At 44.1% G+C, this 24,945-nt stretch carries 19 protein-coding genes and 6 tRNA genes; 4 read left to right on the top strand and 21 right to left on the bottom strand.

Going from position 1 to position 24,945, the window contains the following annotated elements; all coding sequences use genetic code 11:
- Positions 1-7 precede the first annotated feature (7 nt).
- From ABXT42_RS02855 to ABXT42_RS02825, 7 genes are all read right to left on the bottom strand, one after another.
- On the bottom strand, positions 8-979 hold the full coding sequence (locus ABXT42_RS02855; RefSeq protein WP_443628865.1) for a PstS family phosphate ABC transporter substrate-binding protein: 972 nt from the start codon (positions 977-979) through the stop codon (positions 8-10).
- Positions 980-1,472: 493 nt separating this feature from the next.
- Positions 1,473-1,559 (bottom strand) — tRNA-Leu (locus ABXT42_RS02850).
- A 386-nt stretch (positions 1,560-1,945) separates the two neighbouring features.
- A tRNA-Cys gene (locus ABXT42_RS02845) sits at positions 1,946-2,019 on the bottom strand.
- 6 nt (positions 2,020-2,025) lie between these two features.
- Positions 2,026-2,101 (bottom strand) — tRNA-Gly (locus ABXT42_RS02840).
- 78 nt (positions 2,102-2,179) lie between these two features.
- Positions 2,180-2,255, bottom strand: a tRNA-Glu gene (locus ABXT42_RS02835).
- A 251-nt stretch (positions 2,256-2,506) separates the two neighbouring features.
- Positions 2,507-2,582 (bottom strand) — tRNA-Gly (locus tag ABXT42_RS02830).
- A gap of 106 nt (positions 2,583-2,688) precedes the next feature.
- Positions 2,689-2,764 (bottom strand) — tRNA-Glu (locus ABXT42_RS02825).
- 213 nt (positions 2,765-2,977) lie between these two features.
- On the opposite strand from ABXT42_RS02825, the gene ABXT42_RS02820 reads away from it, so the two are divergent.
- Together ABXT42_RS02820 and ABXT42_RS02815 are read left to right on the top strand one after the other, a co-directional pair.
- Entirely contained in the window at positions 2,978-3,664 is a 687-nt protein-coding gene (locus ABXT42_RS02820) for a glutathione S-transferase family protein (protein ID WP_443628864.1), read from the top strand.
- Entirely contained in the window at positions 3,661-4,926 is a 1,266-nt protein-coding gene (locus ABXT42_RS02815) for a hypothetical protein (RefSeq protein WP_443628863.1), read from the top strand. Before ABXT42_RS02820 ends, ABXT42_RS02815 begins: the two co-directional genes overlap by 4 nt.
- A 54-nt stretch (positions 4,927-4,980) precedes the next feature.
- Here ABXT42_RS02815 and ABXT42_RS02810 read toward each other — a convergent pair whose 3' ends face one another.
- The 7 genes from ABXT42_RS02810 to ABXT42_RS02780 form a co-directional block, all read right to left on the bottom strand.
- The gene (locus ABXT42_RS02810) at positions 4,981-6,216 is read right to left on the bottom strand and encodes a phenylacetate--CoA ligase family protein (protein WP_443628862.1); all 1,236 of its coding nucleotides are present in this window, start codon (positions 6,214-6,216) and stop codon (positions 4,981-4,983) included.
- Positions 6,217-6,267: 51 nt separating this feature from the next.
- Entirely contained in the window at positions 6,268-7,083 is an 816-nt protein-coding gene (locus tag ABXT42_RS02805) for an ABC transporter ATP-binding protein (RefSeq protein ID WP_443628861.1), read from the bottom strand.
- 108 nt (positions 7,084-7,191) lie between these two features.
- Complete coding sequence (locus ABXT42_RS02800; RefSeq protein ID WP_443628860.1) at positions 7,192-8,475, bottom strand: ABC transporter substrate-binding protein; 1,284 nt, start codon at positions 8,473-8,475, stop codon at positions 7,192-7,194.
- Positions 8,476-8,576: 101 nt separating this feature from the next.
- On the bottom strand, positions 8,577-9,653 hold the full coding sequence (locus ABXT42_RS02795) for a branched-chain amino acid ABC transporter permease (RefSeq protein ID WP_443628859.1): 1,077 nt from the start codon (positions 9,651-9,653) through the stop codon (positions 8,577-8,579).
- A gap of 3 nt (positions 9,654-9,656) precedes the next feature.
- Entirely contained in the window at positions 9,657-10,658 is a 1,002-nt protein-coding gene (locus ABXT42_RS02790; RefSeq protein ID WP_443628858.1) for a branched-chain amino acid ABC transporter permease, read from the bottom strand.
- A gap of 11 nt (positions 10,659-10,669) precedes the next feature.
- Entirely contained in the window at positions 10,670-11,467 is a 798-nt protein-coding gene (locus ABXT42_RS02785) for an ABC transporter ATP-binding protein (protein WP_443628857.1), read from the bottom strand.
- 3 nt (positions 11,468-11,470) lie between these two features.
- On the bottom strand, positions 11,471-13,450 hold the full coding sequence (locus tag ABXT42_RS02780; RefSeq protein WP_443628856.1) for an AMP-binding protein: 1,980 nt from the start codon (positions 13,448-13,450) through the stop codon (positions 11,471-11,473).
- 287 nt (positions 13,451-13,737) lie between these two features.
- Here ABXT42_RS02780 and ABXT42_RS02775 point away from each other — a divergent pair, with 287 nt between their 5' ends.
- Entirely contained in the window at positions 13,738-17,235 is a 3,498-nt protein-coding gene (locus ABXT42_RS02775) for a hybrid sensor histidine kinase/response regulator (RefSeq protein WP_443628855.1), read from the top strand.
- 67 nt (positions 17,236-17,302) lie between these two features.
- Here ABXT42_RS02775 and ABXT42_RS02770 read toward each other — a convergent pair whose 3' ends face one another.
- Positions 17,303-17,950: a response regulator transcription factor gene (locus ABXT42_RS02770; RefSeq protein ID WP_443628854.1), complete on the bottom strand. Its 648-nt coding sequence runs from the start codon at positions 17,948-17,950 to the stop codon at positions 17,303-17,305.
- Positions 17,951-18,008: 58 nt separating this feature from the next.
- Positions 18,009-18,359, bottom strand: coding sequence for a hypothetical protein (locus ABXT42_RS02765; protein WP_443628853.1), 351 nt, complete (start codon positions 18,357-18,359; stop codon positions 18,009-18,011).
- A gap of 128 nt (positions 18,360-18,487) precedes the next feature.
- On the opposite strand from ABXT42_RS02765, the gene ABXT42_RS02760 reads away from it, so the two are divergent.
- A complete protein-coding gene (locus ABXT42_RS02760; RefSeq protein ID WP_443628852.1) occupies positions 18,488-19,468 on the top strand; it encodes a threonine ammonia-lyase in 981 nt (326 codons plus the stop codon).
- A 2-nt stretch (positions 19,469-19,470) separates the two neighbouring features.
- Here the strand turns inward: ABXT42_RS02760 and ABXT42_RS02755 are convergent, their stop codons facing one another.
- The 5 genes from ABXT42_RS02755 to ABXT42_RS02735 form a co-directional block, all read right to left on the bottom strand.
- Positions 19,471-20,037 carry a glycine zipper 2TM domain-containing protein gene (locus ABXT42_RS02755; RefSeq protein WP_443628851.1) on the bottom strand — a complete coding sequence of 189 codons (567 nt, stop codon included), beginning with the start codon at positions 20,035-20,037 and terminating at the stop codon, positions 19,471-19,473.
- Positions 20,038-20,132: 95 nt separating this feature from the next.
- The gene (glcF, locus tag ABXT42_RS02750) at positions 20,133-21,386 is read right to left on the bottom strand and encodes a glycolate oxidase subunit GlcF (protein ID WP_443628850.1); all 1,254 of its coding nucleotides are present in this window, start codon (positions 21,384-21,386) and stop codon (positions 20,133-20,135) included.
- Positions 21,387-21,389: 3 nt separating this feature from the next.
- Positions 21,390-22,454 carry a glycolate oxidase subunit GlcE gene (gene glcE, locus ABXT42_RS02745; RefSeq protein WP_443628849.1) on the bottom strand — a complete coding sequence of 355 codons (1,065 nt, stop codon included), beginning with the start codon at positions 22,452-22,454 and terminating at the stop codon, positions 21,390-21,392.
- Positions 22,447-23,946, bottom strand: a complete 1,500-nt coding sequence (locus tag ABXT42_RS02740) for an FAD-linked oxidase C-terminal domain-containing protein (protein WP_443628848.1) — start codon at positions 23,944-23,946, stop codon at positions 22,447-22,449. Before ABXT42_RS02740 ends, glcE begins: the two co-directional genes overlap by 8 nt.
- A gap of 276 nt (positions 23,947-24,222) precedes the next feature.
- Positions 24,223-24,930 (bottom strand): rhodanese-like domain-containing protein, encoded by a 708-nt coding sequence (locus ABXT42_RS02735; RefSeq protein ID WP_443628847.1) that lies wholly within the window; start codon positions 24,928-24,930, stop codon positions 24,223-24,225.
- Between the last annotated feature and the right edge of the window lie 15 nt (positions 24,931-24,945).

Raw genomic sequence — 24,945 nt, 5'->3', positions numbered from 1 at the left:
CTCAGTGTTACATACCTAAGCTCTTGAGAGTCTTATTAACTACCTTAAGAGGTAGTGGAATATACCCATCTTTAACCACAACTTCTTGGCCAACTTTGGACATCACTAACTTAACGAATTCACGCTCTAATGGAGACAGATCTTTGTTAGGCGCTTTATTGACATAAACATATAGGAAGCGGGCTAAAGGGTAAGTTCCGTTAATGGCGTTATCAGGGGTCGCGCCAATGAAAGCACCACCTTTTTTTGATAATGGCACAGCACGTACAGATGAGGTTTTATAACCGATGCCAGAATAACCAATACCGTTCAAAGAAGTGGCTACAGACTGCACCACAGACGCCGAACCCGGTTGCTCGTTCACAGAGTTTTTGAAATCACCTTTACATAGAGCCTTTGACTTAAAGTAGCCGTAAGTACCCGATACAGAGTTACGGCCATAGATCTGCATATCACGCTGACCTAATGCACCTGCAACGCCAACTTGACCCCAGTTAACAATATCTGCTTCGCCACCGCACTTGCGCGTTGCTGAGAAGATCGCATCAACGTCAGCAATCTTCAACCCTTCCACTGGGTTATCTTTGTTTACAAACACAGCCAAGGCATCAATAGCTACTGGCACAGCAGTAGGCTTATAACCATACTCGGTTTCAAACGCCGCCAATTCTTTGTCTTTCATCATACGGCTCATTGGGCCTATGTTAGAAGTACCTTCTATTAAAGCTGGGGGCGCGGTTGAAGAACCCGCTGCCTGAATCTGAATGTTCACGTTCGGGTAATTACGCTTAAACTCTTCTGCCCATAATGTCATCAAGTTGGCAAGTGTGTCTGAGCCCACTGAAGACAAGTTACCAGATACTCCACTCACCTTGTTGTAAACAGGTAAGTTAGGGTCAAGCAGATCAGATGCCTGTGCTGAAAATGAAACGGTACTAGCGACCAGTGCGGCAGCAGTTAAAAAATTCTTGATAATCATGGTTTACTCCTAAAATTTAAATGCTCTTTATGTTGGAACCCATTCTATGAGTGAAGTGTGACAAGCAAATGACACATTAAAATGATTTTATGACGACTACAAAAAAAGCGGGAATTGTTACTACAGCGTCGGTAAACAGGGGAATATAGATATCCTAAATAAAAACAAGTCGCCCATCGGCTGGCCGCATCTCTAAGTCGAAAGCTAATTAACCATTATTTTTGTGGCCTCCACAAAGGCACAGTGTGTGCCGTTCAAGGTACCGGAGGTAGGGCAATTACACGTTTAAGCGCAGACTGATATTAGATACCTTCGCATAGTGAATTTTTAAACTGATCGAAGCATATGTAAAAAAGGCACTTAATAATTAATCTCTGAATGCATCAATTTCTGAAATGCCTACATTAAGCCTACACGGGAAATGCATATGGAAAACAAAAAACAAAATATTTCGAGTAATTACTTTAACTAATTGATATATAAGAATAAAAGATGGTGCCCGGAGCCGGAATCGAACCGGCACGACCGTTAAGTCGCAAGATTTTAAGTCTTGTGTGTCTACCAATTTCACCATCCGGGCGATGGTCCTACAGAGGCGGCATGCATTAAAAAATACTTACCTTGTAATGCTACTAAGCCATTACATTTTTGGTAACAATACTGAGATTGCTGCCAATGCTTTCACGGCTGAATAAAGTTTTATTTCAACGTGTTATGCGGAACAGCATTTTACACTTTGGGCCGTTAAAGTAAAGCGAAAATACGTTATTTTCTTTATATTAGGCGTTATTAAGTGCTCGTGTTGTGACATGGGTGTTTATCATCTCACGTGGCTATAATTTTTGGACTTTTGACATACAAACATCAAACAACCACCTAAGCACTATGGATAACCACTGCATATTCGGCGGGTGTTGAGCTAGTGCAAAACAGGCAGTGATCTGGTCACTGTGTCCTGGAAAAATGTGGAGGCCGAACCCGGAATCGAACCGGGGTTAGCGGATTTGCAATCCGGTGCATAACCACTCTGCCATTCGGCCTAAATTTGGAGCGGGAAACCGGATTCGAACCGGCGACCCCGACCTTGGCAAGGTCGTGCTCTACCAACTGAGCTATTCCCGCTACATATCACTGGTTTAAGGCTGTGATGCGCCTGTTACTATTATCACCTGAAACACTCATTTTACAAAGCGTTTTTATTGGCATCCCGTAGGGGGTTCGAACCCCTGTCGCCGCCGTGAAAGGGCAGTGTCCTAGGCCACTAGACGAACGGGACGCTACAGCTCCGTTAAGAGTGGAGCGCATATTATTGATTTTGCAGGATTATGTCAACTTAAAATTGGCATATATCGGGTAATCTTGGGTATTTTGCGATTAATGGCGAGCACAAGCTGATAAACATTAGATGTTTTGCATAAGACAAAAACATACACAAATGAGTCAGCAATACAGTAGATGCTGCACTGAGGTATAAAAGGAGTAGAAGTAGTGTGAGCACTTTAGGAAAATGAGTGCTGTAATAAAAAATGGAGCGGGAAACCGGATTCGAACCGGCGACCCCGACCTTGGCAAGGTCGTGCTCTACCAACTGAGCTATTCCCGCTACATATCACTTGTTGAAGGCTTGTGATTAACCTTTACTATTTAGGCTTGCAGTTATAAGCCAGCATTGATTAAAACGCCAACTTATAACTGCATTCCGAAAATAGTGGTATCCCGTAGGGGGTTCGAACCCCTGTTACCGCCGTGAAAGGGCAGTGTCCTGGACCACTAGACGAACGGGACACATTCGCGCTTGGTATTGCCTATTGGCTGTACCAAACTGGAGTGCGCATATTAGTGATTGAGTGGATTTGTGTCAAGCACTAATTATAAAAATAGTATGTTTATTTCAATCACTTAGTAATTTATTGTCACTAAACAATATATCAGTAAACTATTTGAGTTTGTGTGCCCTCTCATCCACAATGGCTGCACTATTTTTTTTGGATGAATCTCATGGCATTTACCCTTCATGGCGCACCACTTTCGCCATTTGTTCGCAAAGTGATGTATTTGCTGGCGTTATCTAAAACTGATTATAAGCTTAAAATTATTGTGCCTGGATCAGTGCCAGATGATTTTGTAACTATTAGCCCATTAAGGCGCATCCCTGTTTTACAAGATAACGAGTTTTATCAGGCTGATTCAAGCATTGTGTGTAATTATCTTATTGAAACTCTAAATCATGATGATTTAACGCTTCTCATTCCCGCCAACGCTCAGCTTAGGGCCCACATGCGGTGGTTAGAAAAATTTGCTGATTATGAATTAGCGCCATGGCTAACTTTTGTTGTATTTCGCCAACGGGTACTGATAAAAGCTGCAGGGAAAGTACCTAACGAAGAACGTATTCAAGAAGCCTTATCTGTGCGCATTCCCCCACTACTGGATTACCTTACCAACCAGCTAGGCAGTAACTATTACTTTGTTGATAACCGCTTGTCTTTAGCGGATATTGCGATTACCAGCCAAATGATTAATTTTATGCACGGCGGTGAACATATTAATAAAGCTATGTGGCCCCAGCTATCTGATTACTTTGAGCGCATGCTCGCTATGCCCATATGGAATAATCTAGTCACACGTGAGCAAGTGACGTTAAATAAAATTCGCGCATCCATCATGCCCAAGGCACTAGGTTGAGCAATCAATTTCGTGGCTATAGCTTAGCTGCGGGCACTTTTTTCAGTGTACTAGCTCTGGCTTTTCAACCGCTTTACATTGTTGCCGGCCTATTACTTTGGCTCTTTGCTTTTTGTTCTTTTAAATTACTTGCCCGCCGAGCTTTAGTGCAATCGATGGTTTTAATTGGCGTGGGCCTAGCCGGGCTTAGCTACAGCCTCCTTGAGGGCGCCTCTGCGCCACTTTATCGACTTATTAATAGCAATACTCAACTACTAGCCATGCTCACAGCTGTGAGCTTTTTAAGCCTTATAGCCACGCCCTCTAAACATAGCAAAAAGAGACACCCTCCTGCAGGCAAAAAAGGCCTCATAAGCACCCTTATTTCGGGACATTTTTTTAGCGCTATCATTAATATGTCAGCGATACTTATTATTGCCGAAAAACTCAGCGAACGTCGTACAATAGATACTCGTACAGCCAGCTTACTTACTATTAATTTTGCAGTGTGTGCCCTGTGGTCGCCTTTTTTTGCTGCTATGGCTTATACCCTAAGCCTGGTACCAAATATGAGCCTATTGGCTGTAATGAGCGTGGGTGCGCCTATGGGCCTCATTAGTTTAGCCATGCTGTATTGGTTAAACCAAGCGCCTGAGTCTCAGATGACAGGCTACCCACTTAAAGGGCGCAATTTAGTATTGCCTACACTTTTAGCCATCACCGTGATTGTGGCTCATGAAATATGGCCCACCATTTCGATCACGCAAATCATCGCCATCAGTGCGCCCGTATTAGTGATTACAGTGTTGCTGTATGAGGGTAGGCCTCAGCAATTGCATAGCCATATAGTCAATCGCTTGGCCAAAATGCACAATGAAATCACCCTCTTTTTGGCTGCTGGCGTTTTTGCTATTGGTTTGGGGGAGTTCTTTAAGGTAGTGCCACCTTGGCTGCCGTTTAGCCATTATGGCCCACTAGAAGCTAGTTTAACCTTAGGTTTTTGCTTAGTAGCTGGGCGCCTAGGTGTGCATGTCATCATGATTATGGCGGTGATTGCGCCACTATTACTCACTCTAGAGCCAGATCCGAACTTATTGGCAATGACGTTTTTATCAGCTTGGGGGCTTGGTAGCTCAATTAACCCTGTTTCGGGCACTTTATTGGCCATGCAGGGCAACTATCACATTAGCGGCAGTCAGATTGCCCGCGCCAATACACTGCCTGTGGCTGGGCTGTATACTATAAATTGCGTTAGTTATTATATTTATGCAGTGTTTAGCTAATCATTATTAGATAAATCGCTAAACACTAGTCGGCTATTTTAGTAGATTAAAAACTTAGCGTTCACGCTGGTCGTCAATAACGATGCCATCATTGGGTAAGCTTCCTATGGCGTGTAAAACAACCTCTCCACGAAGGTGCAACACACTGCGTACACCTTCTGTAATAAGTTGAGTTGTTTCGGATAAGGTATTTTTAACTTCACATAACACTTGCAAACTATCTTGCCCGTTTATCTGCTTCACCTGCAGGCGAACTTTTACTAACGCTTCATGTTTGGCTACTAAGTCAGCTACTTGCTCTGGCCGCACAAACATTCCTCTCACTTTAGCGGCTTGGTCTGCCCGTCCCATCCAACCTTTAATGCGCCTGTTGGTTCGTCCACATGGGCTTTGTCCTACCAAAATAGCAGACATATCACCTGTTGCAAAACGGATCAATGGATAGTGCTTATTAAAGTTGGTCACCACCACTTCACCTACTTCGCCATCTGCCACGAGGTCACCGGTGCCTGGGCGAACAATTTCTACATACACATCCTCATCGATCACCATGCCCTGTCTAGCTGGCGTTTCATAGGCAATGCTGCCAAGGTCTGCCGTAGCATAACCTTGTAATACATTAAGCCCACGGGCTTTGAAAAAGTCTTGTTGGGCTGGAAAAAATGGCTCACCACCCACCACTGCATGGGTCAAGGAGCTAACATTTAAGTTAAGGTTATCCGCCTTTTCTAATAGTATTTTTAAAAACGAAGGGGTTCCAACGTAGGCTTTGGGTTTAAGCGCCGCTATGCTTTGAGCCTGCATTTCACTGTTGCCCACTCCTGCTGCAACCACGGTACACCCTAGGGCTTTTAATGCGCTGTCAAACATGGCTCCCGCTGGGGTAAAGTGATATGAAAAGGTATTGTGCACCAAATCCCCTTTACGCAAACCGCCAGCATATAATGCTCTGGCAAAGTGCCAATGGTCTGGCACTTCAAATCCAGGCTCATTAATAGGGCCTGGAGATGAAAACACATAAGCAAGTGGCGCAGCTTTACTGCTCACCAAACCACCAAAAGGCATGTTGTTTTTTTGTAGTTCAACGAGGCTAGATTTGCGAGTAATGGGTAGCTTGGCTATGGCTTGAGTCGAAGTAATGTCACTTGCAACTACTGCATGCAAAATACCTGCCCAACCCGGGCAAGTGGCTTTGGCATGTGCTACCTGAGCTGCAACCGCTTGAATCTGTTCAATTTGACGCTGACCAGGTTCACGGGTTTCTAGATTGTTATAAAAATCTGTCATCATGTGTCCTTCACATTGATAATCCTAAAACTTGAATGCTAGCAAGGCAAGTAATTAGGCCAGCCAACGCTTACGACGACGGTATTGCTTCACATCACGAAAATTCTTTTGTGCGCCATCACTTACACCTAGGTAAAATTCTTTCACGTCTTCGTTTTCACGTAAGTCGCTGGCTTTTCCGTCTAACACCACTCGACCATTTTCCATGATGTAGCCATAAGTGGCGTAGCGCAGGGCTACCGCTGTATTTTGCTCTGCCAACAAAAAAGTGACGCCTTGCTCCTCATTGAGTTTTTTAACAATCTCAAAAATCTCTTCCACCAACTGAGGAGCAAGACCCATGGATGGCTCATCCAACAAAATCATATGTGGATTAGCCATTAAGGCACGGCCAATGGCACACATTTGTTGTTCGCCACCAGAAGTATATCCAGCCTGGCTTTTCCGTCTTTCTCTTAAGCGAGGAAAATAGTTATATACCATTTCCAAACTTTCTTGCACACTTCGGCGGCCATCTGTGCGAGCGTAAGCACCTACTAACAAGTTTTCCTCTATCGTTAAATGCTCAAAACAGTGACGGCCTTCCATCACCTGCACTACACCCATTTTTACCAACTCGGCTGGGTTACGGGTGTTAATATTTTCGCCTTCAAATTCGATACTACCTTTGGTGACAACGCCACGCTCAGAGCCTAATAAATTAGAAATTGCTTTAATGGTGGTAGACTTACCTGCGCCGTTAGCGCCAAGCAAAGCCACAATGCCTTTTTCATGAACTTCTAAGGATACGCCCTTCAATACTAATATCACGTGATCATAAATCACCTCAATATTGTTGATGGATAGTATCGGTGCTTTTTGTGTGGTCATGATTTTTTCCTATCACCAGCAAAACAATCTATTTTAGTAAAAATTAAAGTCGAGGCGCCCACTAATAATGGCGCCTCGATTATTTAAGCAACTTAGTTAATGCTTAAATTAACAATCACGTGGAGTGATGTTGTTTTCTGCTGCATACGCTTCAGAGTCAACTTTAATAAGCTGGTTAATCAGCTTGGTGTCTGGAGCTTCAAAACCACCAATCAATTTCCACTGACGATCGTTAGCATCCCACTGTTGAATACCCACGTCACCTGGACCACCATGGTTAGAGCAACTCACAGTAAATTCAGGACCAAACTCAGGCATGCCAGCTGCAGCCATCAAGGCATCTGTCACATCTAATGCTTCTAGACCATCGCGCATCATGCCCGAAGTAATGTCTTTCACACCATGAATCTCTTGTGCTTTAGCCGCGCCAGACGCTGCTAACATTGCAGAGTACATACCACGGTTATACAACACAGTACCCACGTTAGAACCATCGCCTGCTGCTAAACCTGCATCAACCACAAACTTTTGGATATCAGCATATACTGGAAAGTCGCTACCTACGTTGTGGAAGGTTGCTGCTTTGTAGCCATGTGAACCCATACCTTCAAGTGCATCATTATCCGTACCAGACCACCAGATGCCGAACATTTGATCCATTGGATAACGGATGTTAGCAGCTTCTTTTAGGGCAACTTGGTTCATTACACCCCAACCGTACAGAATAATATTGTCTGGACGCTCACGACGAATTTGCAACCACTGAGACTTTTGCTCTTGGCCAGGATGATCTACTGGAATCAAAGTAAGGTTAAAGCCTTCTTTGTCTGCCAATGCTTTTAGCGTAGTAATAGGCTCTTTACCATAGCCTGAGTTGTGGTAAACCAAAGCAATATTGCGGCCTTCAGCACTACCACTATTCTCTTCTTTAATTCGGTTGATGATTCGACTAGCGCCAGACCAATAGTTGGCTGGGAAGTTAAATACATGAGAGAACACCTTGCCGTTTGCGCCCGATGTACGGCCATAGCCTTGTGTCATCAGCGGAATATCATCCGCCATGGTTTTAGGAATCAACTGATAAGTAATACCTGTAGACAAAGGTTGATAGGTTAATGCGCCGTCGCCTTTGGTTGCTTCATAACACTCCACACCTTTTGCTGTGTTATAACCCGTTTCACACTCTGGCACAGCAGTTTTAACACCACCAATACCGCCATCACGCTCATTCAACAAAGTGAAATAATCTGCATAACCATCAGCATAGGGCGCACCACCTGAGGCATAGGGCCCGGTTCGGTAGCTTAATGATGGAAATACAAGATCAGCTACAACAGGTGCTGAAACCGCCATTGTAGTCAAAGCAATCGTTGCTAATTTAGTAAATTTCATGTCGTCATCCTCCTAAGGGTTTGACTTATTTTTATTTTGCTCACATGAGCATGAAACAACACTAAGTGGTTTTCATAAAGCTAATAACGCTTCGTGTAAACCTAGTGCGGGAACGGCCAAAGCCGTAATTTTTCTTTTAATACTCGAGCCATTTGCGCTAGGCCATGGGGCTCTACGATCAGAAATATCAATATAAGCCCACCCACAATAATAAATTCAAAGTGCGCAGCTAAATCTGTAGGCCAACCCATACCACCTACTAAAATATTTTTTAGTAAAACTGGCATTAACACCATAAAGGCTGCTCCTATGAAGCTACCAAAGATAGATCCCAAGCCGCCAATAATGACCATAAATAGCACTGCAAATGACACAGAGATGCCAAACGCTTCAGTCACTTCAGCAGCACCTAAATACACAGAAAAGAATAAAGAGCCAGCAATGCCTACAAAAAACGACGAGACCGCAAAGGCAGATAGCTTCGCAGCTAATGGGTTAACGCCAATTATTTCTGCGGCAATATCCATGTCTCGTATCGCCATCCAGCTGCGCCCCAAACGCCCTCGGGTTAAATTACGTGCTACCCAAGCTAAACCCACAGCAAACACCAAACAAAAAAGATAACCAGCTACTGGTGTCGCATGAGGACCGGTAACAATGACCCCAAACATCTCCCGCTGTGGGGCGCTAATTTGACCGGATGCAGAGTAGTTATAAAACCATGGCACCTTGTTAAGTAACCATACTAAGAAGAATTGCGCTGCTAGTGTGGCTACTGCTAAGTAGAAGCCTTTAATCCGCAAGCTTGGCAAGCCAAAAAGAGCCCCTACTACTGCGGTAATTAAACCAGAAAGCAATACAACACTAACCATATCCATGCCAGGAAATGCGGTCATAAGCTTATAGGTTGCATAGGCTCCTACTGCCATAAAACCACCGGTGCCTAAAGACAGCTGTCCGGTATAACCCACCAAAATATTCAGCCCTAGTGCAGCTATGGCCCACACTAAAAAGGGAATCATGACTGCATTAGCCATGTAGTCTGTAAGAAACATGGGGACAACAATAAAAGCCACTAGCATTACAAAATAATATCGCCACCGATCAAATTTAATAGGAAAGGTTTGATTATCTTTTTGGTAAGTCTTTTTAAAATCACCTGATTCGCGATAAAACATCTGTTACACCCTTTCTATAATCTTTTCGCCAAACAACCCCTGTGGTCTAAACACAAGGAACATAAGCGCCAACACATAGGCAAACCAATTTTCTGTAGCACCGCCAATTAACGGGCCAATGGAATATTCAAATAACTTTTCACCTACACCAATAATCAAACCACCAATAATGGCTCCTGGAATGGAAGTAAAGCCACCCAGCATCAATACAGGTAAGGCTTTTAATGCGATTAGGGAAAGCGAGAATTGAACGCCAGACTTGGCACCCCACATAATACCAGCCACCAAAGCTACAAAGCCTGCAATAGACCACACAATCACCCAGATGGTGCGCAATGAAATGCCCACAGACAACGCTGCTTGGTGGTCATCTGCTACCGCTCGCAAAGCCCTGCCTGTTTTGGTGTATTGACTAAAAATGGTTAATGAAACCACTAATACTATAGCGACTAAACTGGCCACCATATCCAACTTATCCAAATACATACCATAATAATTCTCGCCTTCAGCAGCCCAGCCTAAGGTGTACTCTTCTAACCAAAGCGAGCCTCCTGAGGGCAAGCCTACATCTAGGGTTTTAATGTCACTACCCCACATGATGTCGCCGAAACCTTCCATAAAGTAGGCTAATCCGATGGTCGCCATAAACAAGATAATAGGCTCTTGGTTAACCAAATGATGCAATATATAGCGCTCTACAATAATGGCAAAAAGCACCATTACGCCTACTGTTAGCAAAATAGCTATGATCGTAGGCACTTGCCAGCCAAAGTGATGCATATTGGTGCCAAAAATGGCATTAATTAGATGGGAAAAAGGTATCTGTCCAGTTTGAATGCCCACCAAAGTCAGAGCAGCAAACAAAGCCATTACGCCTTGGGCGTAGTTAAAAATACCTGATGCCTTAAAAATCAGCACAAAACCAAGGGCCACCAGAGAATACATCACACCCGCCATTAGGCCGTTGAGTATTACTTCGATGGTATATAAAAAATCAGCACTCATACATAGTCCCCTTAATGACTCACGCCAAGATAGGCATCAATTACAGTTTGATCATTACGCACCACATCTGGAGTGCCATCGCCAATTTTTCGGCCATAATCCAACACCACCACACGGTCCGCTATGTCCATTACTACGCCCATATCATGCTCAATAAGCACAATGGTGGTACCAAAAGTGTCATTCACGTCTAAGATAAAGCGACACATGTCCTCTTTTTCTTCTACGTTCATACCAGCCATTGGTTCATCCAATAGCAGCATTTTTGGCTGTGCTGCTAAAGCTCGACCTAACTCAACACGCTTTTGTAGCCCGTAAGGCAAGCGCCCTACTGGGGTTTTGCGTATCGCTTGTATCTCTAAGAAGTCGATAATGTGCTCAACAAATTCTCGGTTTTCAATTTCTTCTTTTTCTGCTGGGCCTTTCCACAACGCCTGCCAAAACATGTTTTTATGCATGTGGGTAAAGCGCCCTGTCATTATATTATCCAGCACTGTCATGCCTTTAAATAAGGCAATGTTTTGAAAGGTACGCGCAATTCCCTGATAGGCAATTTGATAAGGCTTCATGGCATGACGTTGCTTACCATCAAACCAAATCTCCCCTTGCTGAGGGTGATAAAATCCATTAATCACATTAAGCAAGGAGCTCTTACCTGCGCCATTGGGACCAATGATGGCGCGAACTTCACCTTCCATTACGTCAAAACTAATATTACTGATGGCTTTAACACCACCAAAAGACAAGTCGATATTTTTCAGCTCTAGCAGTTTTGAGGCCGCTTCCATTTGTTGTAATGGTTCACTCATGGCTTAGCTCGCTTGGGCTACTGGGTTAAAAGTTTTGGCATCATGAATACTGATGTCACCGGAAATTGTACCAACGCGACCATCTTCAAAAGCCACTTCGGTTTCAATAAAGCACTGGTCTTTACCTTCATACAAGGCGTCAATTAACACTTTGTAACGTTCGTTAATGAGCTTACGCTTCACCTTTTTAGTGCGAGTAAGTTCGCCGTCATCAGCATCCAGCTCTTTGTGCAATATAAGAAAGCGACTGACCTGTGAATGAGCCAACATTTCATCATCCAACAAAGACTCGTTCACTTCAGCAATACTTTGTGCCACCATCTTGTTCACTGCCGGATGGGCTGCTAACTCTTGATAGGATGCATAGGCGATGTTGTTTCTTTCAGCCCAATTGCCTACGGCGCCCAAATCTATGTTGATAAAGGCCATGCAGTCATCACGCCCATCACCAAATGCAACTGCTTCTTGGATATGAGGATAGAACTTAAGTTTATTTTCAATGTATTTAGGGGCAAACATCTTGCCGCTATTAAAGGCCCCCACATCTTTAGCACGATCAATAATACGTAAGTGGCCATTTGGGGTCATGAAACCCGCATCGCCTGTGTGCACCCAACCTTCATCTGTTTTAGTAGCTGCGGTAGATTCAGGGTTTTTGAAATAACTGTGAAAGGCACCTGGACTGCGGTAAATCACCTCGCCATTGTCAGCTATCTTCAACTCCACACCTGGACTTGGCGTGCCCACTGTGTCTGGAAAAACCTCACCATCTGGCTGTACTGTAATAAATACTGAGGACTCAGTTTGCCCATAGAGTTGCTTTATATTGATGCCTAACGACCTGTAAAAGTCAAAAATCTCTCCACCAATTGCCTCTCCTGCAGTATAAGCCAAACGCACACGCCCCATACCTAAAGCATCCTTCAAAGGCCCATATACCAGAACGTTACCTAAGGCGTACTTAATTCTGTCCATCAGGCCTACTGGCTTATTTTCCAATAACTTAATACCCGTTTTTTTCGCGACCTGCATAAAATATTTAAACATCTTTCTCTTAAAAGGCGCTGCATCTTCCATGCGTATTTGCACGTTGGTTAGCAAACTTTCAAACACTCTAGGTGGGGCGAAATAATAAGTAGGGCCGATTTCGCGCATGTCAGATGCCACTGTTTCAGTACTTTCTGGGCAGTTAACACAAAAACCCATGGTGTAAGATTGAGCGTAAGAAAATATGTGATCCCCAATCCAAGCCACAGGCAAATAGGCAAGTATTTCTTCATTCTCTGTGAGACCTTCAAGCAAGCCGCCATAGTAGCCAGTGAGCAGAGTATTATCATAGGTCAGCACCACACCCTTAGGCTGCCCGGTGGTGCCCGAGGTGTAAAGAATAATAGAAAGATCCTCACCTTTACCTTGGTTAACAAGCTCTTGAAATTGGTTAGGATTATCCTTACGAATGGCCTCTCCTTGAGCCTGCACAGTGACAAAATCTTGGATTTTGATCTCTTGAGGGTCATAGCCTTTCATTCCACGAGGATCATCGTAAATGATCAGCTCCACGCTTGGGCAACGAGCTTTTACATCTAAAATTTTATCTACCTGCTCTTGGTCTTCAGCCACGATAACCCGAGCATCAGAATGCTCAATCACAAATTGCATCTCACTTGCAACCGAGTCATGGTAAGTAGGAACAGGCACCGCTCCTAAAGATTGCACTGCACACATAGTCCAGTATGTGCGTGGGCGATTGCCACCTATGATAAGCACTGTATCTCCAGCCTTAACACCATTAGCCTGTAAACCAAGAGCAAACCGCTCTACTTCTTCTGCCACTTGGCTCCAAGTCCATGACTGCCAAATACCAAATTCTTTTTCGCGCATGGCATCTTTATCAGTAAACATGCGTGCATTATGCAATAAGAGTTTGGGGAAGGTATCTAGTCCCGGCGCTGGGTAGGTTGGTTTTTTTAAGCTAAGGGTCATGGCAAATTCTACTTTAAAATATTCTTATTTTTGTAAAGATAACCTCTAATTGATTTTACTGGTATTAGATATATGTCGGTTCATAGACTAACGTAGGTGTTAAAAAATATTTAAGTAAAATTGCTTGCTGTCGCTGCTCAATGACCTTTTGCTATTGACCGTGTTACCCTGTAGCGACTTCTATTTGCGCTACCTACTTGCCTATGTTTAGCAGCAGTTCACTTTTGATTATCTCTTTAGCTTACTTCGCTCTATTGCTGAGTGTGGCAAAGCTTGGAGACAAACTTGTGTCATTTAAGCTTCACTCAAATAGGCACCTTCAAGCCATTATTTACAGCTTATCTTTGGGAGTGTTTTTAACCTCTTGGACATTTTATGGCTCAGTAGGGCGCGCTTCTACGTCAGGGTGGGATTTTTTAGGCTCATACCTTGGCCCCATACTGTTTTTTCTTTTTGGACATCGCGTCATTTACAAAATAGTGCTTATTGCACAACGTGAAAACATTGGTTCAATTTCAGACTTTATCTCTTCACGCTATGGTAAGAGCAGGCGATTGGCTGTCACCGTTACCCTGATCGCTACCTTGAGCGTATTACCCTATATAGCTTTGCAACTTAAAGCGATTGACCTAAGTTATGCAGTGCTGAGTAGCCAAAGTGGGTTACGTAATTCTCAAGCTGATATTTCTGTATTAATGATTGCCGTGCTCATTGGCATATTTAGTGTGTTGTTTGGCGTACGCCAAGTTGACACTTCTGCCCATAATCCTGGAATGGTTTTAGCCATTGCAGTTGAGTCTTTTATTAAACTGATTGCTTTTGTCTCGATAGGTTTTTTTGCCACTTATGTAATTAATGATGGGTTCGGTGATATTTTTAATCAACTAGAGCAGCAAAATGGCAGCAGCAGCCTAGGCCTGTTCTCTCCATTTCGTACTAGCTTTATTATTGAAAGTTTTTTAGCTGTTATCGCAGTAATCTGTTTGCCACGTCAATTTCATATGCTGGCAGTAGAAAATACTAATCCAGACCATGTCAATACAGCACGATGGTTGTTCCCGCTTTATATGATTAGCATGTGCGCTTTCATGATCCCCATTGCTTGGGCTGGCAGTCAAGCTTTGGCAGGCACCAATAGTAATCCAGACTTTTATTCCTTGCTAATGCCAATGGCGCAAGAGCAAACAGGTCTGTCTATCTTGGCCTACATCGGTGGTATTTCAGCAGCTATAGGTATGGTTACAGTGTCTACTATTGCTATCAGCACCATGGTGACTAATGACATCATTATGCCGTTTATATTGCATGTGCGTGCAGTGGAAGTGTCACAAAACAAGCACTTAGGCCATCTACTGCTCAACTTAAGGCGCTTAAGTATTTTTGCTGTATTACTGATGGCCTATGGCTACTATTTACTCATCGATAGTGGCACTGCGTTGGTGTCTATTGGCTTGTCAGCATTTGTTGCTGTTGCACAGTTTGGCCCACCCTTATTTGGTGGTATTTTTTGGCGGGGAGGACATGTGCGCGGCGCAACAGCGGGGCTATTGGCTGGCTTTTCAGCCTGGGTTTATTGTTTGCTTTTACCTAATCTCACAGGTTTTTTTCTTCAATCAGGCAGCATAATCAACAACGGCCCATTCGGTATTGAATGGCTTAGACCCACAGCACTGTTTGGTTTGGAGCTAGACCCCATTTCCCATGCTACGCTGGTGAGCTTAAGTGTAAATATAGCGTTATATATTATTGTTTCAAAAGTTAGCACACCCAGAATCATTGATCGCATACAAGCTGACTTGTTCGTTGGGACTTTGCCCCAATCGGCTTTAATTGAAGGTCGCAGGCACAATAGTGAGCTTTGTGTAGGTGACTTGTCCACTTTGCTAGAACGTTTTTTGGGGTACCGCGCTACTGTAGAGTCACTCAAACAGTTAGGTATTAAACAACCACATTTAGATTTACACAAAAACGCACCTATTAACTCACAACTAATCCTGCACTTTGAACGCACCTTAAGTGGCATTATTGGCACCTCTTCTGCAAGAGCTGTAATGGAATCTAGCCTCAACCAAAAAGATGTTAATTTAGGTGATGTAGTGTCTATGGTGGGCGAAGCAGCAAAGGCCGTAAGCTTTAACAGAGGTTTGCTGCAAGCCACTATCGATAACGTAAGCCAAGGTATTTCAGTAATAGACAAAGATCTTCGCCTAGCAATGTGGAATACACGATATTTAGAATTGTTTGAATTCCCTAAAGATGTTGTCAAGGTAGGAACCCCTATTGAAGAAATCATTCGCCTAAGCGCATTACAAGGCGAATATGGGTCTATTGATCCTGCCAAAATTGTTACGTTACGCATGGAGATGATCACGCGCGGTGAGCAGCATCGCAGCATTCGGTATCGCGAAGATGGCACTGTCATTGAAGTGCGCGGCCATGCAATGCCCGATGGAGGTTATGTAAATACCTACGTAGACATCAGTGAACAACACCACGCGGAATCGGCCCTAAGAAAAAGCAAAAAAGACCTCATTGAAGCCAATGAGAGTCTGGAAAAGCGTGTTAACGAGCGCACTGAAAGCCTATCTAAGGTGAACATTGAGCTACAACAAGCAAAAGCCCAAGCTGATGCGAGCCACCACAGTAAAACCCACTTTTTGGCTGCTGCTAGCCATGATTTAATGCAGCCTTTAAACGCTGCAAAATTATTTTCTACAGCCCTTGCTCAGCGCCAATCAGATTTACAAAAAGACGCCCAAAGCCTACAACTTTCAAAACACCTAGACGCATCCTTAGCTAATGCCGAACAGTTAATCAGTGATTTAATAGAAATTTCCACTTTAGATGGAGGAGGCTCAAGGCCACAACCAAATCATTTTTGCGCAGCCGAGTTGATGCAACAGCTAGCAGCTGAATTTAACGTCTTATGCCAACAAAAAGAGCTAACTTTTCACCTACAATGCAGCCAAGCTACACTTTTTAGCGATCCCAACATGTTGCGCCGCGTACTACAAAATTTCCTCACTAATGCACTGCGTTACACTGAAAAAGGTAAGGTGCTTTTAGGCTGTAGGCGTTTAGAAAATTGTTTAGAAATACAGATTTGGGATACAGGCTTGGGGATACCTGAGAATAAACTAGACGACATCTTTATCGAATTTAAGCGTTTAGAAATAGGCCCTCATGCGTCTAAAAATGGCATTGGCTTGGGCTTGGCTATTGCTCAACGAACAGCAAAAGCACTTGCTCACCCTCTAAGAGTTGTGTCTACCTATGGCAAGGGTTCGATGTTTTCAATTCAAGTGCCTTTCGGAGATGATGCACTCAAACCAAAACACGACAGGAACATCCAACTATCTGCTAATCATTATCAACTCAAAGGTTTTAGAGTGTTAGTGATCGATAATGACCTAAGCATTCAGCAAGGTATGCACGCCATGCTGACTTTGTGGGGTTGTGATGTGTATTGTGCAGCAAGTGCACAACAGGCTGTAAATATTGTTGAAAGCTTGTCTATGGAAACCTTGCCCCAACTAATTCTGGCAGACTACCATTTAGATCAAAACTACTTGGGTACCGACGCTATAGTTGAAATAAGACAATTTATGAGGCAAAAAATGCAAGCTTCCATAGGCAAGGTAATAGAGCAAGAAGTACCGGCAATTGTGATTACCGCTGATCAAAGCCATCAGATGAGAGAACTAACTAAAGCCTCAGGCTTTGGCCTCATTCACAAACCGATCAAACCGGCGGTGTTGCGCAAGTTTATTAATCGTTTAGGTTAGTGTGGTTAGGCCAGTTTTACCTGTACTGACACGTTTCCAGTTGAGTTTTTTCAACCGCACAATGCATTTACATCACCTGACAATGAGGGTCTTCCACTTTTAGGCGATTAAAAAAGATGCCTGCTTGAGTTCTATTAGTTACCCCTAATTTACGAAAAACTTCAGTCACATGAGCCCTCACAGTGGCATCTGTTACCGACAGTTCTGAGGCTATCTGCTTGTTATACAGCCCATCTCCCATCATCGTTAACACCTTTAATTGCTGAGGTGTTAATGCCGCAATACGTTGTGCAGTTTGCTCGTTATCTAGGGACATTGTAATAGCTGGCAAGTTAGCTGGAATCCACACCTGGCCTTGCATAACACAATTAATAGCAACAGCCATGTCTTCGTTTGAAGTTGATTTAGGTAAAAAACCACTGGCACCTAATGCCACCGATTTATGTATAACACTTGGATTATCATTACCCGATACAATCATCACAGGGATATCTGGGAAAAGCTCACTTACCTGAGCCAAACCATTAAATCCATGAGCGTCTGGTATATGTAAATCAAGTAATAGAAGGTCTGCGTCTACTCCCGTTTTCAATAACTTTAAGAGCTCTTGTAAACTACCCACCTCTAACACTTGGGCACCGTCAAAGTGCTGCTGTAGAGTATGTGTTATCGCAGTACGGAATAAAGGGTGATCATCAGCGATGATAAACTGCATAATTAAAATCCCTTGTATACAAAACTAGCACAATGGCTTATTAAAATGTCGTTATATATTAAGCCCAAACCCAACGTAAAGGCTCACCAAAGTCATCATATATCCACTTTTTAGTGGGGCGACGATTGGTAGTAATAGGCGCGGGTTTGGCCTGGCGACGCTCTTCTTTGCGCTTTTCGATGGCTTCTATTTGAGATGATAAAAGTGTGCGTGTTTGTGCTTGCGTAGCAATGACAGGACGCTGTTGGTTAAAACAGCCATTCACCAACGCTGTTTCACCTTGCTCAACATACTCTACATTTCCTCCACGCGCCAAAAAATTGGCAACATCTTGGGCTAATTCTTGCTTAACCTGATGCTTATTAGGCGGCAACCTAAGGCGTGATTTTGGACTACTGGTTAATGTCATAGTATGTGGAAAATAGAAACGCAATCTCTAATCATAACACAGGTTTTATTTTCAGGTATGTTGTAAGCTAAGCTCACAAAGCAAAGATCGCTTTAGAGATAAAATACCAACCAAAAGACATGCAATTTATGGCCTCACTTGCAATTAATTATCAGCATATCCTCACTGCCAGCCAACGCATTAAAGGCCACGCATTAGTCACACCTTTATTAGAATCACCCCTACTAAACCAGCAGCTTGGTGGTCGCGTACTCTTTAAAGCTGAAAGTCTGCAACATACTGGGTCATTTAAATTTCGTGGGGCTTTTAACAAACTAAGTAAGCTTGCGGACGCTAACCAACTAACTGGAGTCGTTGCTTATTCATCAGGCAACCATGCTCAGGGAGTGGCTGCTGCTGCTGCATATTTTGGTGTGCCCGCTACCATTATCATGCCCAGTGACGCACCTAAGATTAAGATTGAAAATACCAAGGCCCTTGGCGCTAAAGTGGTGCTATACCAAAGGCACAAAGAAGATAGGGATGCCATTGGCCAGCAACTATCACAGGCTCATAACCTCACCCTTATTCCACCATTTAATGATACGGATATTATTGCAGGTCAAGGCACCACTGGCCTAGAAATAGCCTATCAGCTTGAGGCATTAAACCTAATACCAGACCAAGCCATAGGCCCCATTGGGGGCGGCGGTTTGATGTCAGGCAGCGCTATAGCACTTAGGCACCACTTTTCAGATATATCACTATGGGGGGCAGAACCCCAAGGTTATGATGACGCAGCACGCTCAATCATTGCTGGCACCATAATAGGCAATGACCATTCACCTGCCTCTATTTGTGATGCCATTGTGACACCTAAGGTTGGCGCACTCACGTTCCCCATATTGCACAAGTATTTAGCAGGCGCTAAAACTGTGAATGACCAACATGTATTAGCTGCTATGGCTACATGCATGCAACAGCTAAAACTTGTAGTGGAACCTGGTGGGTGTGTAGGATTAGCTGCAATTTTAAATCACAGCTTAGCTGTAGCTGATAAGACCACGGTAGTGATCTTGTCGGGCGGCAATGTAGACCCAGCCATGCTGGATCAAGCATTGGCTGAGTAGGATTATTCGGCAGGCGTTATGTTAACGTTCACACTTAAAAACTCACCCTTAGTGTAAGGGATCACTGTGGTCATTTGCCATACATTGCCACCAAATTCGATATAGGTTTTGTAGCCTGTGACTTGATTTACAGAGCGTTGCTGCATGATCACATCGCATACTTCTTGTTGGTTATGGCCCACAATAACTTGCTTACTTTTACCTTTTTTATTAGCCATGTCTGCACCCGCTATAGCACCAAGCAAGGTGGCTGCATCTTTACCCGTGCCTCCTCCCACTTGATTACCCAACAAACCACCGAAAATAGCACTAGCTACCACATCAGCAGTGGAGGCCTGACCTGAGCCTTCTTGAGTGCCATAGATAGGTGTCTTTTCGATTCTACAAGACTTAATAGGCACTTCTTTATACACTTGGGACACTATTTCGTCGGAAGCTTGTAGCACTTTAACCAGCATCGTTTGCGCTTGAGCAGTGTTTGCTAAAAGTAGACTTAGCGTAGCTAAAGAAGCAGTGACACTCAGCTTTTTAGTCAGGGTTGAAATATTTTTGGTGAATACGTTTTTCATAGATTTTCCTTAATAATATGATTCTTTTTTATAGACAAACACATCGTCAAATAATTCCCCAAAACGGTGTCAAACTAGGTAAATATTTATTTACGTTATGCATCAATCAACAACTCCAACCAATGTTTAACAGGCACATCAGCCGTCCCACCTAAGTGCAACTGACAGCCAATATTTGCGGTAACGATAACATCAGGCTGGTCAAGAGTTAAGTCTTTAAGCTTTTGGCTAAGCAACTGCTGACTGAGTTTGGGTTGTAGTAACGAATAGGTGCCTGCTGAACCACAACACAAGTGGTCATTTTTGGTGGTTGCGGTCTCTATACCTAAGCTATCTAACAGTGTTTTCACTTTGTTGGGCAGTTGCATGGCATGTTGCTGAGTGCATGGGCAGTGCACTGCCACTTTGCTAATATTTGCAGATGGGCAAGCTATAGCTTTAGCTTGCCTAGCTTTACTTAGTTTTTCTTTAAGGTTGGATAAGTCTTCCTGAGCCAAAATCTCCACAATATCTTTGGCAGCAAGTGATACTTGCTTGGCTTTGTTTGCATAGTGTGGATCATTTCGTAGCATGTAGCCATATTCTTGTATGGCCGCCCCACAACCTGAGGCAGTGATCACTATGGCCTGTGCCCCTGCTTGTAACTGTGGCCACACCAAGTCGATGTTGTGCCTTGCTTGATTAAGAGCCGTTTCATGGGCATTTAGGTGGTGATTCACTGCGCCACAACAGCCCGTTTTATGCAGCACTTTAAGGCTAATATTAAGCTGATCCAGCACCTTTGCAGCGGCAATGTCTGTGTTGGGCGCTGCACTGGCTTGAGCACATCCAGGCAAGCTCAACATCACTCGTTTATGTTGGGTTTTGGGCACCCTAAGCTTAGCGACTGGCAAAGGCACATGGTGTTTGATTACTTGCGGTAATAAAGGCCTAAACAACTGCCCCATTTTTAGTAAGGGGCCAAATATAGCACGGCGCGGCAACACTTGACGCAAGCCCCAACGGATCAGTTTTTGCGGTATTTTTCGTGGCGCCTTTTGCTCTGCCACTTGTCTACCTAAATCAACCAAATGGCCATATTCAACACCTGAAGGACACGTAGTTTCACAGTTTCTGCATGTAAGACACCGATCTAAATGATCACGGGTTTCATGGGTGACTGGCTGGCCTTCAAACATAGCCTTCATCATATAGATGCGGCCACGAGGACTATCACGTTCGTCACCTAACAAAAGGTAGGTAGGACAAGTGGCTGTGCAAAAGCCACAGTGCACGCAAGCTTGTAAAATGCCCTTAACAGGATCAAATTTGGGCTGGTCTGCAAACTCTTTAGCAATCATTGTTTTCATCGTCTACATCCAAGAATAAACGCGGCCTGCGTTCAAAATGCTATGGGGGTCGAAGGCGTGTTTTATGCGCTGCTGCAGGGCTTTTTGGGGCACACTTACAGTACCATTAACCTCACCTAAACGGTTGCCACCTTGATATTGGCATAGGGATTTTTCCAAACCTTGTGAGCGCGTATTGGAGGTATCTTCTAATACCCATCGCTGCGCACCTGCCCAATTAATCATGCAAGTGTTTGGCACTCTATCAAAGGGGGCATCACTAGGCCCACCCCAGCACCACAGTGTTTGGTGATCTTGGCGTTGCATTAGCGTGCCTTGATTCAAGGCTTGCCAAAAAGCATCCGCCTTCGCAGGCAAAAGTGACTCACCACCTAAAAACACCTGGGCGTCTTCAACACCGCTGATGCCACCTTGCAGCCGCACATAAAGCAGACTTTGGCCTTTATTTTGAAAGTGACACATACCAGTAATAGGTAAGCTAAGATTAGACCAGTGCTGCATGGTATCCAGAGCAGCCTGCGCTGTCATTTCAAAGGTTAAGGTTTGCGTAAGCTTAAATGCCGGTAATAGCTTTATCGACACTTGAGTAATCAAACCTAAGCCACCCATTGCACCGCACTGTAGCCGTGTGACATCAAACCCTGCCACATTTTTCATTACCTGACCACCAAACTGCATGGCTTGGCCGTAGCCATTGATAAGTCCCAAACCTAACAAGCTATCTTTCACACTGCCAAACCATGGACGCGAAGGCCCACTTTGGTTAGCTGCTACAGTGCCACCGATAGTGGCCTCTCCAGCAAAGGCAGGTGGCTCAAAAGGTAGCCTTTGTTGTGTTTGGGCTAATAGATCGTTGAGGTGTTCTATTTTAGTGCCAGCACGGGCTGTTATTACCAACTCTGTAGGGTTGTAACTGAGCACACCTGTGTGTTGTGACACATCGATCACCTGACCTGATGTATGGCGGCCAAGGCTGGCTTTAGTGTTACCTGCCTGTATGTTGAGAGCTGTTTTAGTGGCGTGGGCGTGTTGGATTTGCTCCACTAACTGCTGGGTTAAATCACCCATGTTGCAAGCTCCGGTATTCTTGGCAATATTTAAGAGTTGGAATACCCTTGCCTGGGTTTAGCAAGCATTCACTATCAAATGCCTCTTTTAAACGTCTAAACTGGGCCAATTCTGCATCAGCAAACTGATAAGGCATTTGTGGCATTTTCTCTAATCCAACGCCATGTTCACCAGTAATAGTGCCGCCTACATCCACACATAAAGTAAGGATGTCTCCACCTAATAATTCGGCCTGTTCAAGCTGGCCATCTATACTGGCGTCAAACAAAATAAGTGGATGCAAATTGCCATCGCCTGCATGGAAAACATTAGCCACTCTTAAGCCATAGCTTAGCGCAAGCTCTTGAATGCGCGTTAATACATAGCCTACTTTGCCACGGGGTATAGTGCCATCCATACAGTAGTAGTCTGGCGAAATGCGCCCCACTGCAGGAAAAGCAGCCTTTCTACCTTGCCATAAAGCCTGCGCTTCTGTGGCATTTTTAGCAATGCGAATGCTAGTGGCTCCATGCTCTTTAAAGCATTCACTCACCACTGCTAGCTGCTCTTCTACCTCTGCATCTGTGCCATCTAATTCACAAATAAGCAGTGCTTGAGCTTCTGTGGGGTAGCCCACTTTTACAAAATCTTCTGCGGCGCTTATGGCTAAATGATCCATCATTTCCAAGCCTGCAGGGATAATGCCCTGCCCTATAAGTGCTGCCACTGCATCACCTGCTTTGGTGACGCTGTCATAAGCGGCCATAAGTACTTGCACACGAGGTGCTCGTGGCAATAATTTCACCTTCACTTCCACCACCACACCTAACAAACCTTCAGAGCCTATAAATAAACTGAGTAAGTCCATACCCGGCTCATCTAAGCCTTCGCCGCCCAAGGTAATAAGTTGCCCTTCTATAGTGATGAGTTTCACTTGTAAGACATTATTTACCGTAAGACCATATTTAAGGCAGTGCACGCCACCAGAATTTTCTGCCACATTGCCGCCAATAGTGCAGGCAATTTGTGATGAGGGGTCTGGCGCATAATACAGGCCAAGATCCTGCACTGCTTCAGTGAGGGCCAAGTTGCGTACACCCGGTTGCACAGTAGCTGTAGCTGTATTCGCATTGATGTGTAGAATTTTATTGAGCTTAGTCATCACCAACAACACCCCTTCTGCATGGGGCATAGCTCCAGCGCACAAGCCAGTGCCTGCGCCCCTTGGCACCAAAGGCACTTGGTATAAATGACACAAGCGCAAAATAGCTTGCACATGATCTACTGTTTCTGGAATCACTGTAATAAGTGGGAGCTGCTGATAAACAGCCAAGCCATCACATTCAAAAGGACGCTGACTTTCAGTGGATAGTATGACACTAGAGGCAGGTAACAATTGCTGTAGCTCATGGATAAGTAGGGCCACATTTTTGGCTGTAGTAGTGGGTGTCCTAATGGGTGCGCTACTAATAGGTAGAGCGTGGTCACTCAATGAGCTTTGTAAGGCCTGCATGGATAGCGCCTGCGTGATAAATGATTATGGATAGATTAGCATAAGCTAGGCTTTAGGTTGACACTATGTGCCATAAAGATAGCGCAGTTGACAATTAAAATGGTTTGCAGTTGAGAAGGTTTTTGACATTAGCAATAAAACTTAGTGGGTATACAGCCCAGTAATATAGAGCAATCCATTAACAAAGATCAAAAAAAACGCTATATAGCATTTAAGCCACATAACGTTTTTAGATGCCTTAGAACCAAAGCTCTGGGCAGTTAAACTAGATTAAAACTACTTTACAGTCGTTAAACCCAATACTTCCCATGTTTGCATACCACCGCGGAACCACTTAATTTTGTTGGCAGGGTAGCCAAACGATAGCAAAGTTTTCATAGACGCTGGAGATTGTCCACACCACATGCCGTTACAAAATAGCACTAAGGTCTTTGCATTTGAATAATCAAATACATCTTCCACATTGCCATTCACAATAGCTTCATCTACTTCAAACTCGTCCACATCACCGATCAATGTTACATCCATTTGGTTAAGCATAACGTCCATGATGCCTTCAGTCGTGGCGCCTTTAGCAGGAGTTAGGTCTACCCAAGAAATATTCACCGCACCTGGAATAGTGCCTTTGGCCACCCAGTTGGGTGTGCGTGAGTCGATAACTAGTATGTTTTCACCGGCTTGCATACGCACCAGGTGATCAATCACTTCTAGCTCACCTAAAGTGTCTACTCCTGGTGCAAACACCATAGGCTGGATACAAAATGGAGGACAAGGACGCGACGTTAAAGCAAAGTCTTGCGTAATAGTGTTGGCATTATTTTGCTCACGCATCAACTCCACACCAGCACCTTCATGCATGACAGTAACAGAGCTAAGGCTACCGGTAATGCCTACTGGCTTGTTTTCCGCCTGAGCCAAAGTTGCCATCGAGAGAGTTGATACTGCGACAGCTGCAGCTGTTAAAAACTTAGACAATGTATTCATTTTTTTCTCCAAGGG

The organism is Candidatus Njordibacter sp. Uisw_002, from assembly GCF_047730155.1.
Lineage (GTDB): Bacteria > Pseudomonadota > Gammaproteobacteria > Pseudomonadales > Balneatricaceae > Njordibacter.
The sequence above is the reverse complement of the archived record's forward strand: the minus strand, read 5'-3'. Positions and strand labels throughout refer to the sequence as shown.